The organism is Facivitalis istanbulensis, from assembly GCF_040560405.1.
GTDB classification, from domain to species: domain Bacteria; phylum Pseudomonadota; class Alphaproteobacteria; order Sphingomonadales; family Sphingomonadaceae; genus Sphingomonas; species Sphingomonas istanbulensis.
Genome location: NZ_JAVSCQ010000004.1, coordinates 217,301 through 229,889, shown reverse-complemented (window position 1 = coordinate 229,889; position 12,589 = coordinate 217,301). Strand labels below are relative to the sequence as shown.

The 12,589-nt window shown below is 67.9% G+C and carries 11 protein-coding genes; 7 read left to right on the top strand and 4 right to left on the bottom strand.

The window, feature by feature from the left end; all coding sequences use genetic code 11:
* Positions 1-237: 237 nt before the first annotated feature.
* On the bottom strand, positions 238-933 hold the full coding sequence (locus RN629_RS04990) for an HAD family hydrolase (RefSeq protein ID WP_407034175.1): 696 nt from the start codon (positions 931-933) through the stop codon (positions 238-240).
* A 31-nt stretch (positions 934-964) separates the two neighbouring features.
* Positions 965-1,621, bottom strand: coding sequence for a hypothetical protein (locus RN629_RS04985; RefSeq protein WP_407034163.1), 657 nt, complete (start codon positions 1,619-1,621; stop codon positions 965-967).
* 264 nt (positions 1,622-1,885) lie between these two features.
* Here RN629_RS04985 and RN629_RS04980 point away from each other — a divergent pair, with 264 nt between their 5' ends.
* From RN629_RS04980 to RN629_RS04960, 5 genes are all read left to right on the top strand, one after another.
* Positions 1,886-2,377 (top strand): hypothetical protein, encoded by a 492-nt coding sequence (locus tag RN629_RS04980; protein ID WP_407034162.1) that lies wholly within the window; start codon positions 1,886-1,888, stop codon positions 2,375-2,377.
* 97 nt (positions 2,378-2,474) lie between these two features.
* The gene (locus RN629_RS04975; protein WP_407034161.1) at positions 2,475-4,673 is read left to right on the top strand and encodes a TonB-dependent receptor; all 2,199 of its coding nucleotides are present in this window, start codon (positions 2,475-2,477) and stop codon (positions 4,671-4,673) included.
* A complete protein-coding gene (locus tag RN629_RS04970) occupies positions 4,670-6,103 on the top strand; it encodes a PepSY-associated TM helix domain-containing protein (protein ID WP_407034160.1) in 1,434 nt (477 codons plus the stop codon). The genes RN629_RS04975 and RN629_RS04970 overlap by 4 nt, the downstream gene beginning before the upstream one ends.
* A gap of 75 nt (positions 6,104-6,178) precedes the next feature.
* Positions 6,179-6,376: a hypothetical protein gene (locus tag RN629_RS04965; RefSeq protein WP_407034159.1), complete on the top strand. Its 198-nt coding sequence runs from the start codon at positions 6,179-6,181 to the stop codon at positions 6,374-6,376.
* A gap of 7 nt (positions 6,377-6,383) precedes the next feature.
* The gene (locus RN629_RS04960; protein WP_407034158.1) at positions 6,384-7,340 is read left to right on the top strand and encodes an aldo/keto reductase; all 957 of its coding nucleotides are present in this window, start codon (positions 6,384-6,386) and stop codon (positions 7,338-7,340) included.
* A gap of 23 nt (positions 7,341-7,363) precedes the next feature.
* Here RN629_RS04960 and RN629_RS04955 read toward each other — a convergent pair whose 3' ends face one another.
* Both RN629_RS04955 and RN629_RS04950 read right to left on the bottom strand, forming a co-directional pair.
* The gene (locus RN629_RS04955; RefSeq protein WP_407034157.1) at positions 7,364-9,436 is read right to left on the bottom strand and encodes a putative bifunctional diguanylate cyclase/phosphodiesterase; all 2,073 of its coding nucleotides are present in this window, start codon (positions 9,434-9,436) and stop codon (positions 7,364-7,366) included.
* A 43-nt stretch (positions 9,437-9,479) separates the two neighbouring features.
* Positions 9,480-10,874: a helix-turn-helix domain-containing protein gene (locus tag RN629_RS04950; RefSeq protein ID WP_407034156.1), complete on the bottom strand. Its 1,395-nt coding sequence runs from the start codon at positions 10,872-10,874 to the stop codon at positions 9,480-9,482.
* Between the two features lie 196 nt (positions 10,875-11,070).
* On the opposite strand from RN629_RS04950, the gene aceA reads away from it, so the two are divergent.
* Complete coding sequence (gene aceA, locus RN629_RS04945; protein ID WP_407034155.1) at positions 11,071-12,351, top strand: isocitrate lyase; 1,281 nt, start codon at positions 11,071-11,073, stop codon at positions 12,349-12,351.
* Between the two features lie 34 nt (positions 12,352-12,385).
* Positions 12,386-12,544, top strand: coding sequence for a hypothetical protein (locus tag RN629_RS04940; RefSeq protein ID WP_307103943.1), 159 nt, complete (start codon positions 12,386-12,388; stop codon positions 12,542-12,544).
* Positions 12,545-12,589 lie beyond the last annotated feature (45 nt).

Here is a 12,589-nt window from a genome sequence, read left to right as displayed (position 1 = left end):
AGACCCCAAACCCTTCAGATGGGCAAAGTCCGCCGACGACATTCTCGCTTCTATCCAGCGCTTCTGCCTGCGGACACTCGATACCGCGCATCAGCAAATCAATATTATTTCAGAATCAGGACAATAGCGGGCGTTACGTCATACCGATCACCGCTTGTCCCCTCTCTTGGGCTTTGCCGCCCCAATGTGCGGGGCGCTCGCAGGAATGGCAATCGCCGACGGGCCCGCGCCTCTCCCCTACCCGATCGCGTCGATCCAGTCCGGCAGGTCGCCCAGCCGCGCCAGCCGTCGGAAGCGGGGATGATCGATCGGCTCCTCGCCCGTCTCATGGTGCCAGGCGAGCGGCTGTGGAATGAACGCGGCCCAGCCGCCCGCCGCCAGCGCGGGCAGCACGTCGGAGCGCATCGAATCCCCCGCCATCACCGTCGCTTCGGCGGCGACGCCGTGCCGGGCGAAAATCTGGCGGAAGGTGTCGGGCGTCTTGTCGCTGACGATCGCGACATCGGCGAAGCACTCGCCCAGGCCGGACGCGGCCAGCTTGGCCTCCTGGTGCAGCAGGTCGCCCTTGGTCACCAGCACCAGCCGACCGCGTGCGGCCAGCGCCGCCATCGTCCCGGCAATGCCGTCGAGCAGTTCGACCGGATGCGCCAGCAACTGCCGCCCCGCCTCCAGCACGCGCGCGATCAGGTCGGTGGGTAGGGTCGGCCCCGCCAGTTCCACCGCCGTCTCGACCATCGACAGGGTGAAGCCCTTCGCGCCATAGCCATAGAGACGCAGGTTGCGCGCCTCGCACGCTTCCAGCGTGGCCCGCGCCACCCGCGCCTCGGCAAAGGGGGCCAGGAGGCCGACCAATGCCTCCTCGGTCGCGGCGAAGTGGCGCATATTGTGCCAGAGCGTATCGTCCGCATCGAGACAGATCAGTTCGATCGCCATGCTCATCCTCCCGTCCTGCCCGCAGCGCCCCTCATAGCGCGCGGATCACGCGCAAGCCCAGCCTGGGGCGGAATCGCTCGCCGCGCGCGCGTTCCGCTCCGACACCGCCCTGCACGCCCAGCTTGCCAAAGCCGCGATGGACCTGCGGCATCATCAGCCAATAGGCACCGTCGCCATTCTGCCGATTGACCTCCAGCCCGAGCACGGTGTCGCGGTTCAGATCGTAAAAGGTCGAATGGTTGACGACCAGCCCGGTCTCATTGCCCTCGCGCAGGGTCACGTCGCCGATGCCGACCATCGTCATCATGCTCCAGCGTTCGCCGAACCGGTTGCCCAGCAGCCAGAGCAGGGTCGAATGCCAGCGCCCGTCCGCGCGGTCGTACAGCCCCAGATATTGCACCCCGTGAATGCCGCGACCGCCGCGAAGATGGCCCAGCCTGCCCTGAAGCCCCATCTTGTACTGGACGACGCGCCGATCGATCAGCGGCAGTTCGAGTTCGACCGCGACGCCATCCGCCACCGCCATCTCGATCTCGGGAGCCCATTCCACCTCGCCCCGCGGACCCGACAGGTCATGCTGGACCAGCGTGTTCACCTCCACCTCGCCGCGCCCGGCGGTCAGCGGCCGGATCATGTCGAAGATCATGGGCTCGGGAATATGCGGCCCGCGCTGCGCCTGGGCGGGCATGATCGGCGTCAGGGTGAAACACAGGCCGATGGCCGTCGAAAGCAGGCGAATGGGCGTCGCGATCGATCTTACTCCGGTCGTTGATCCCCATGCGGCGCGGGAAGGGAATGGCGATGCGAGCGAGCCCGCATTCCCGCAAGGACCAGGCGGGCTCCCACCGCGCGCCCTGCATAGCCCGCGCCGAACATGACATTCAATTCATGGTTCATCGATGGGGCAAGCTGTCCGGGTGACAGGCTGTGGCCTCACGACTAGGCTGGCGTCGTGCCGTTCGTCCGCCGCCTGCTCGCGCAACGCGATTTCGCCATGCTGCTGTGCGCGGCGGTGCTGGCGCTGCGGCTGATCGTGCCGAACGGCTACATGATCGACCGGGTCGATGGCCGGGCCGCGATCATCCTGTGCCCGGGCAGCGTCGCCATGCCCCGGATGACGAGTCCGATGAGCGGGCCGATGAATGGGCCAATGGCCATGATCGATCATGCGCCCATGGATCATGCCCCGATGGATCATGCCGCCATGCATCCCGGGGCGTCGGCGGATCATGACGAACATCCGGGCAAGGCGCATGACATGCGCGAAATGCCATGCGCCTTTGCCGGTCTGTCGACCGCGATGCTGGGCGCGGTCGACCCGATCCTGCTGGCGGTGTTCATCGCCTTCGTCATGGCGACCGGGCTGGCGCGGATCGCGCCGCCGCCGCCCGCCGCGTCGCCCCGCCTTCGTCCCCCGTTGCGCGGACCGCCGCGCCGCGCCTGATCGTTCCACATCGGCCGCGCGTCCGTTGGTCGCGCGGTCCCGTCACGATCCACGCCCCCGCTCGGTCGAGCGCGGGGCGGACGAAGGTATTCCACGCATGACATCCTCCCTGATGGCGGGCGCAATCGCGCCCTGCCTGTTGCTGGCCGTTCCGGCCACCGCCCAGTCCGATCCCCCGCACCCGGCCGCCACGGTAATCGTCACCGGGCAACGCGCCAGGCCGTCGCTCGACGACAAGGCGGGAGCGGCCAGCCGCCTGCCGCTGTCGATCCGCGAGACCCCCGCGACCATCGAGATACTCGGCCAGGACGAACTGCAACGCCGCGGCCTGCGCACCGCGCGCGAGGCCTTCGACCAGGTGGTCGGCGCGATCGCGGGGAATGTGCCGGGCAATCCGGCGGTGGTGTCCATGCGTGGTTTCGCGGGCAACAGCGTATCGATCCTGCAGGACGGCGTGCGCCTCGCCGCGTCCACCGTCACCCAGCGCGACGGCAATCTGTGGCATTACGACCGGATCGAGGTACTGAAGGGCCCCGCCTCGGTGCTGTATGGCGAAGGCGCGCTGGCCGGCGTCATCAACAAGGTGACACGCAAGCCGGTGCTGGGCGAACGGCACATCGACATGCTGCTGTCCGGCGGCAGCTTCGGCACGATTTATGCCGCGAGCGGGGTGAACCTGCCCATCTCCGCCACCACCGCGATCCGCGCCGATGCCAGCTATCAGCGGTCCGACAGCCTGTACGATGTCGACCATAATGCCAGCTTTTCAGCCGGGCTGACCGCCAGCGCGCTGTTCAGGCCGTCCGATCGCCTGTCGCTGCTGGTCGCGATCGATCATTTCGAGGATCGCTATGACGCGACCTATCAGGGCCTGCCGCTGATCCCCGGTCGCTACGCGCTGGACCCCAGCGATGCGGTCAGGACCGCCGATGGCCAGGTCGTCGACCGATCGTTACGACGTCGCAACTATAATCCGCGCGGGGCGTGGTCGGGCGCGGACGAAACGACGGTGCGCTCGCGGCTCGACTGGGCGATGGGCGACGGCTGGACCTTCGCGCTCGACCTGACCGGCTATACCGCCGACCGCGCCTTCCTGCTCGCCGATACGCAGCGTTTCGTCGCGCCGGATGCTGCGCGGCCCCAGGGCGGCTTTGCGCAAGGCTATCAGGATTTCCGCCACGACCAGCATTTCTGGAATGCGCGCGGGGCGATCGGACGGGACGGACAGGTGGCGGGCCTGCGCCACCGCGTCACCTTGGGCGTCGAGCATAACGAGACCGACTTCACCAGCCTGCGCCGGCAGTCCCCGGTCGGCACCCTGCCCATCGTCGCCCTGCGCGACCCGGCGGTGATCGCCGTGCCAAGCGGGCCGGGTGTCTTCACCAGCGACATCACCTTCCGGTCGAAACTGAACCAAAGCTCGGTCTTCGCCGAGGATGCGGTCAACCTGACCCCGCGCTGGCTGCTGGTCGGCGGCATACGCTGGGACCATATCGCGCTCGACCGCGCGACGATCCAGAACAGGAGCGGCGCGGTCGAGCGTCATCGTCCGACCTTCGATCCGGTGTCGTGGCGCGCGGGCACCAGTTGGGAAGCGATGCCGGGCGTGACGCTCTACGCCCAATATACCACCGCCGTGTCGCCGGTTTCGACGATCCTGCTCGCCTCGATCACCAACAGCCGTTTCCGCCTGACGCATGGGCGCTCCTATGAGGCCGGGTTCAAGGCCGGCGGCTGGGCGGGCCGCGCGACGGTGACCGGCGCGCTTTACCATATCGTTCAGGACGATATCCTGACACGCGATCCGGCCAATCCGACGTTGAGCGTTCAGGGGGGCCGCCAGTCGTCACGCGGCGGCGAGGTCACGGCGGAGGTCGTCCCCCTCCCTCCGCTGCGCCTGTCGACCGGCATCGCCTATGTCGATGCGCGCTATGACCAATTGTCCGAGCTGGTCGGCGGGGTGCGCGTCGATCGCAGCGGCAACCGCCCGATCAACGTCCCCGCGACCACACTCAACGCCTCGGCCAGCTATACCCTCGCGCCCGGCGTGACGCTGGCCGGGTTCCTGCGCCATGCGGGCGCCTTCTATACCGATACCGCCAACACCATCCGGGTGGCGGGGCATGCTGTGCTGGACGCCAGCCTGTCCTGGCCGGTCGGTCCCCATGCGACGGTGACCCTGCGCGGACGCAACCTGACCAACCGATTCTACGGCGAATATTCGGGCTATCCCAGCACCAATATCTATATCGGCGCGCCGCGATCCTTCGAGATCGCGCTGGCGGCGCGCCTGTGACCGCCCCCGCCATGACCCCGCGCGCACGCGCCGCCTTTCACCGGACCATCTGGCGCTGGCATTTCTGGGCGGGCCTGCTGGTCGCGCCCGTGCTGCTGATGCTCAGCCTGACGGGCGCGATCTATCTGTTCAACGACGAGTTGAACGATGCGCTCTATCCCGAACTGCGCCACGTGATCCCAAGCGCGACATCGGTGCCGGTGTCGCGGATGATCGGGGCCGCGCTCGCCGCGCATCCCGGCACCGCGACACGGATCGACACGCCCGCCACCCCCGATCGTTCGGCGGTGGTGTTCGTCACGCCCCGGCACGGCGCCCCGCTGCGCGTCGCGGTCGATCCGGGAAGCGGGCGGGTGCTGGGCAGCGTCGTCTATGACCGGACGCTGGTCGGCTGGGCGGACGCGATGCACCGATCGATGCTGCTGGGCGTGGCGGGCGAATGGGTGATCGAACTGGCCGCCTGCTGGGCGCTGGTACTGCTCGTCACCGGCGTCATCCTCTGGTGGCCGCGCGGCGGCTGGCGGGGCAGCGGCATGCTCTGGCCGCGCCTGTCGGGGCGGGGGCGACGCTTCTGGCGGGATCTTCATGCGCCGGTCGGGCTATGGACGGTGACGCTGGTCGGGTTCCTCGTCGTCACCGGCCTGCCCTGGGCCGACGTGACCGGGCCCATGCTGCACCGGCTCGGCGCGGCGGCGGGGATCGGCTATCCACCGTCCTTTCGCCAATATGGCATCCCGCAAAGCGTGCCGATGAAGGCCGCGCTGGGCGATGCCCCTTGGACGCTGGAGGATGCGCCGATGCCGCGATCGAGCATGGCGGGTCATGCCGACCATATGCCTGCCGTCGGAACCAGCCTGCCCAGCGATCCGCATGTGATCCAGGGGACGGACCGGGTCGCGGCACTGCTCAGGGCGCGCGGCTGGCCCCCCGCCTATCGGCTCTTCCTGCCGATGGAGCCGAGCGGCGTCTATACCGTCTTCACCTATCCCGACCAGCCGCAGGGCCAGCGCACGCTCTATGTCGATCGCTACAGCCTGCGGCCGATCGGTGCGGAGGTCCGGTTCGCCGATTATGGCCTGTTGGGCAAGGCAACCGAACTGGGCGTGCAACTGCACATGGGGAACTATGCGGGTCGGCCCAACCAGTTGGTCATGCTGATCCCCTGCATCGCCATCTGGACGCTGACGATCAGCGGCGTGGCGATGTGGTGGAAACGCCGCCCGGCGGGACGCCTCGGCGCGCCGCCGCCGCTGTCGGGCGCGCGGATACGCGGGCTGTTGGTGGCGCTGGCGGTGGCGGGCATCGTCATGCCGCTGTTCGGCGCGTCGCTGGTCCTGGTGGCGGCAATCGACCGGCTGGTGGCCTTCGTCACGGCACGGCGTCGGCTCCGGCCGCATCGCCAAGTGGTCGGCCCCGATGCGACGGGATGAGCCGGAACGCGCCCCGCCGCATCGCGGATGCCGCCGTCTTTCCCAAACCCGTCCGGTTGCGGCATGATGGCAGCCATGACCCGCATCCTGATGACCGCCGCGCTCCTGTCGCTCGCCGCCTGCTCCGCGCAGGATAATTCCGGCGGATTGAGCGAAGCCGAGAACCGCCAGCTCAACGAGGCCGCCGCCATGCGCGACGCGAATGCGGTCGATCTGAATGCGATGGCCCCTTCGGACGTTGAGGCGGCGAATTCCACCGACAATGAAAGCTGATGCCGTCATGACCGAGATGCCGCTTCGCCGCCTGGGCTCGACCGACCTGATGATCGCCCCGCTGGTCCTGGGCGGCAATGTCTTTGGCTGGACCGCGGATCGCGCGGCCAGCTTCGCGGTCCTCGACGCCTTTGTCGACCGGGGCGGGACGATGATCGACACGGCGGACGTCTATTCCGCCTGGGTCGACGGGCATCGGGGCGGCGAGTCCGAAACGATGATCGGCGAATGGCTGAAGGCCAGCGGCAAGCGCGACCGGGTGCTGATCGCGACCAAGGTCGGGATGCTGCCCGGCGAAGGCGGGGAAAAACTGTCGCCCGCACGGATCGCGGCGGCGGCGGAGGCCTCGCTACGCCGCCTGGGCACCGACCGGATCGACCTGTATTTTGCGCATCAGGATGACGAGGACCAGCCGCAGGACGCGGTGCTGCACGCCTTTGCCAAGCTGGTCGAGGCGGGCAAGGTCCGCGTGATCGGCGCCTCCAATTTCTCCGCCGCGCGCCTGAAATCCGCGAACGAGGCGGCGTGCGATGCCAGCCTGCCCCGCTATCATGTTTTGCAACCCGAATATAATCTGGTCAGCCGTCACCGGTTCGAAGGCGAGCTTCAGGATTATTGCGTCACCGAGAATATCGGCGTCGTCCCCTATTATGCCCTCGCCTCCGGCTTCCTGACCGGCAAATATCGCCGCGAAGCCGATCTGTCGCAAAGCGTGCGCGGACAGGAGATCGGCGCATTGCTGGCCGGTCGGGGCGAAACAGTGCTCGCGGCGCTCGACGCGGTGGCAGGAGAACTGGCTGCGACCCCGGCACAGGTCGCGCTCGCCTGGCTGATGGCACAGCCCGGAATCACCGCGCCGATCGCGAGCGCGACCAGCGTCCGCCAGTTGGAGGAACTGATCCCCGCCATGCGCCTGTCATTGTCGGACGATCAACTGGCGCGACTCGACGCCAGCGGGGCTTGAGCGCACCGATCGCTTTGATCGGTTCAGGCCGCCTCGGCCCGATGGGCGACGGGACGACCGATCAGATAGCCCTGGATCTGGTCACAACCCATCTCGCACAACGTCTGCCATTGCTGCTCGGTCTCCACTCCTTCGGCGACGATCGGGATGTTCAGGCTGTGTCCCAGTCCCAGCGAGGCGCGCACGATCGACAGCGCGGGCCCACTCTGCCCCATGCCATGGATGAAGCTGCGATCGATCTTGATCTTGTCGAAGGGGAATTGCTGAAGGCTGCTGAGCGAGGAATAGCCGGTGCCGAAATCGTCCATCACGATGCGCACCCCGGCGGCGCGCAACCGCGCCAGATTCGCGGTCGCGGTCTCGCGCCGGTCGATTAGCACGCCTTCGGTCACCTCGACCTCGATCCGGTCCGGCGCCATTCGATGCGCGGCCATGCTGGCCAGCATCCGTTCCGCCAGATCGGGCTCGCGTAGTTGCACCGGCGACAGGTTGATCGCCAGCATCCACGCCGTCGGCCAGCCCGCCGCGATCGACAGCGCATCGGCCAGCAATTGCTGCCCGATCTCGCCGATCAGGCCATTTTCCTCGGCGATCGCGATGAAGATATCGGGCCTGATCTCGCCCAGCACCGGATGATGCCAGCGCGCCAGCGCTTCCTGGCCGATGATCCGGCGGGTCGCGCAATCGGCGATCGGCTGAAAGGCCAGACCCAGTTCGCCCCGAACGCCCGCATCGCGCAGTTCATGCGCCAGCCAGCGACGCTGTCGCCGTTCCTCGTCCATCAGCTTGTCATAATGGCGGGCGCGGTGGCGGCCATCCGCCTTTGCCCGGTAGAGCGCGATATCGGCGCAGGCATGGAGTTCGTCCCCCTCCACGCTGTGGCGCTGGGACAGGGCGACACCGATGCTCAGCCGGATCGCCGGGGCCGGCGGAGAGGCGGGATCGGCGGCGATGATGGCAAAAAGCCGTTCGATCAACGCGCCCGCATCCTCCTCATCGGGACGAAGACGATGAACGATGGCAAATTCGTCGCCGCCGATCCGCGCGACGAGATCCCCTTCACGCGCCGCTGCGGTCAGCATCGCGCTGGCCCGTTTGAGCAGCATGTCGCCCGTCGCATGGCCCAGCGTGTCGTTCACGCCCTTGAACCCGTCCAGATCGATCGCGACCAGCGCGATGCGATGCCCGGCATTCAGCGTTTCGCTCAGCCGGTCGGAGAATACCAGCCGATTGGCCAACCCGGTCAGCGGGTCGTGATGCGCCAGATATTCGACCTGCGCCTGAATACGCCCACGCTCGGCCACCGCCTGCGACAGGGCGTCCAGTCCACGCGCCAGATCGCCCAGTTCATCGACGCGGCGGGACGAGGCGAGCGGCGGCAGCGCCGCGCCGCCCGTCATCGCCCGCACCGCCGCGACGATCTCGATGACCGGCCACAGGATCCGCATCCGCAACCACAGGATCAACGCCGCCACGACCAGAAATGCCAGCAGCGCGCACAGCCTGGTCTGCGCGACATCGCGTCGGCCCAGCGCCTCGGCCTCGGCGCCGCGCGTCTTGATCTCGCCGACCAGCATCTGATGCACCGCCTCGCGCCGCTGCTCCAGTTGCCGAAGGCCGGCGACGAAGCCCGGCATATTCGCCTTCACCGTGCCGGCATCGCGCCGCGCGGCGGCGATCATCGCCGACGCCACCCCGGCAAAGCGGGCTTCGGCGGCGCGTTCGGCGATCAGGAGCGCGCCGCCATGGTCCGGCAACGCCGCATCGTCGAGCGGTGCGATCGCGCGCCGCTGACCGATCGCCCGCTCCAGGCCCCGCCACCGCGCCTCGGGCACCGGGAGGCCGCGCTCCGCCTGTCGCGTGACGTTGCCGATCTCGACCCGAAGATCGTTCAGCCGGTTATCCTGTGTGTCGTGAAGCCCCAGCGCGAGGACCGTCTGCTGGATCGTTCCGACCTGGTGAAAGAACTTGCGGTTCAGGATCAGGTTGCAGACGCATAGCATCAGGAACACGAGGAGCAGAGCCGTCAGCATCGCGCCGAAGCGGAATTGCAATGATCCGAAACGTCTGGGCGGCTGCGTCATTCGGATCGACACCTAATCTGGAATCCCTTCGATTTTGTGAAATCCGCCTTCGCGATCAATCGCCTGCGAAATGCAGCGGCGCGATACGGCGCTCGCGGTCGTTGACGATCAGGCTGCGCCCCTGTGGCGGCAGCGACCGCTGCGCGCAATCGGGACGCAGGCATTGACGGCATCCGGCACCGATCGGCGTTGCCGGTCCGTTCAGATCACGCCCCCGCGCCGCCGCCAGTCCCTTCGCCGTCGCGACCTCCACCCCCAGCGCGATGGCGAAGCGCGCGGTCACGCCCGACAGCGACCGTCCCGCGCCCTGCACCGCGCGCGACTGGGTCAGGAAGCGCGTGCCATCCTCCATCTCCACCGTTTCGACCAGCACCGCGTCGGGCCGGTCAAAGGCGGCGAACAGCGACCATAGCGGGCAGCGCCCCTCCGCCTCGACCAGCGCGGACTGCGCCGCGCCGGCATAGCGTTTGGACACCTGCCCCGCCCGGTCGACGCGGATCATGAAGAAGGGCAGCCCCCGCGCACCGACACGGTTCAACGTGGTCAGGCGATGCGCCAGACCCTCATGCGACACGCCGAAGCGACGGCACAGCAGATCCAGGTCATAGCCGGTCGCTTCGCACGCCCGCAGGAAACGGGCATAAGGCATGACCAGCGCGGCCGCGAAATATTGACCGAGATACCGGCGAAACAGCCGGTCCGCGACGCGGTCGCCAAAGGCCGCACCCTTCACCAGCGCCTCGATCTCCGCACGCGCCTCCAACTGCGCGAGTTGGACCGCCAGCGCGAAGACCCGGGCGGGCGCGTCCAGTATCTCGGAAAGCTGGAGCTGCCGCGCGTGCAGGTCGAGCCGCCGCAGCGTGTCGGGCAGGATCTCGACTGGCAGGATGCGGATCGCCAGCGCATGGCGAACGCGCAGTCGCTCGGCCAGCGCGCCGTACAGGTCGCCCGCGCCCATGCGCAATTCGTCCGCCAGCGCCTCGGCCGTCGCGTCCAGGTCGGCGAAATGGTTGCGCCAGCGTTCGATCTCGCGCCGGACCAGATGGGTCGGGTCCGCCTCGACCACCATGCCCGCCGTGCCCGTCCTCTGCCCCGCCAGCCGGTCGAAGGCACGGGCGAAGGCTTCGGCCCCGGCAGGCGCGGCGGCCAGCCATTCCTCCAGCTCGGTGCGGTCCATCTCCAGGTCGGCGAACATCGGATCGGCCAGCCGTCGCCGCATCGCCGCCGTGCCGCCGCCGGGGGGGTCGCTGGTCAGCGCGCGCGGATCGAAGTCGAACCGCTCGACCAGCCGGACCAGCAGCGCCGCCGAAACCGGCCGCTGGTTGCGCTCGATCAGGTTGAGATAGCTGGGCGAGATATCGAGTATGTCGGCCATCGCCGCCTGCGACAGCGCCTGTTGCCGGCGCAGGCGACGCACCGCATGTCCCGCGATCAGCTTCTCGCCGCTCACCATCCCTCTCCCATTGCTGGCCGAAAGCGATCCTGCCTCGCGATCTAGCAGCCTGTCAATTCTTTACAACATGACATGCTTCAACACCGTCGATCGCGACCCCATCACCCCGTAGATTGCGATCGCCGCATAGGCTCTGTCGGAAAAGCGCGCCATCATTCGCTCAACATCAAGTGGTTTTGTAAAGGACAGGATGATGACCCAGAGCTTCAGCGATCTGATCCCGGCCCCCGCAGGGCGCTTCGACGGGATCACTCGTCCCTATAGCCCGGCCGATGTCGCACGGCTGCGCGGGTCGGTCGCGGTCGAACATACGCTCGCCCGGCGCGGTGCGCTCAAGCTGTGGGACCTGCTGCGGACCGAGGATCACGTCCATGCGCTGGGCGCCTTGTCGGGCAATCAGGCGATGCAGATGGTTCGCGCCGGGTTGAAGGCCATCTACCTGTCGGGCTGGCAGGTCGCGGCGGACGCCAACACGGCGGGCCAGATGTATCCCGACCAGTCGCTCTACCCCGCCAATGCCGGGCCGGACCTGGCGCGGCGGATCAACGCGACGCTGGCGCGGGCCGACCAGATCGAACATGCGGAGGGCGGCGCGTCGCGCGACTGGTTCGCGCCGATCGTCGCCGATGCCGAAGCCGGGTTCGGCGGGCCGCTCAACTGCTATGAGATCATGAAGGCCTATATCGCGGCCGGCGCGGCGGGCGTGCATTTCGAGGACCAGCTCGCCTCGGAAAAGAAGTGCGGCCATCTGGGCGGCAAGGTGCTGATCCCGACGGCGGCGCATATCCGCAACCTGGACGCCGCGCGGCTGGCGGCCGATGTCGCGGGCGTGCCGACGGTGATCTGCGCGCGGACCGATGCCGAAAGCGCACGGCTCATCACCTCGGACGTGGACGAGCGCGATCACGAGTTCCTGACGGGCGAACGGACGGCAGAGGGCTTTTTCCGCCTGAAGGACGGCACCGGCGTCGACCATTGCATCAAGCGCGGCCTCGCCTTCGCGGCCCATGCCGACCTGTTGTGGTGGGAAACGTCCAAGCCCAACCTGAACGACGCCCGCCGCTTCGCCGAGGCGATCAAGAAGGCGCATCCCGACAAGATGCTCGCCTATAACTGCTCGCCCAGCTTCAACTGGGAGAAGAATCTCGACCGCGACGACATCGCCCGCTTCCAGCGGGAGATCGGGGCGATGGGGTATAAGTTCCAGTTCGTCACGCTCGCCGGCTTCCACCAGCTCAACTATGGCATGTACGAGCTGGCGCGTGGCTATCGCGACCGGGGCATGGCGGCCTATTCGGAGCTGCAACAGGCCGAGTTCGCGGCCGAGGCGCATGGCTATACCGCGACCCGGCACCAGCGCGAGGTGGGCACCGGCTATTTCGACCTGATCGCGCAGACCGTGTCGGGCGGCGGCAGTTCGACCACCGCGCTCGCCGAATCCACCGAGGCCGCCCAGTTCGAAAAGGCGGCCTGATGCTGCCACCCCCGTTCAATAAGGAGAGACCACCATGCCGACCGAACCGCAACGCAGCCGCGCCGTCTTCTCCACCGAAGACTTCGCCCTGATGAAGGAAGCCGTCGCCGAACATGTGAAGCGGGTCGCGGACGATCCTCGCTCGATCAAGTTCGCGCACCTCTATCACCGGCTGGGCCGGATCGCATCCTGAGCGATCCGAGCACGTCCCACCCCCATAACGACGCCCGGGCGGAAC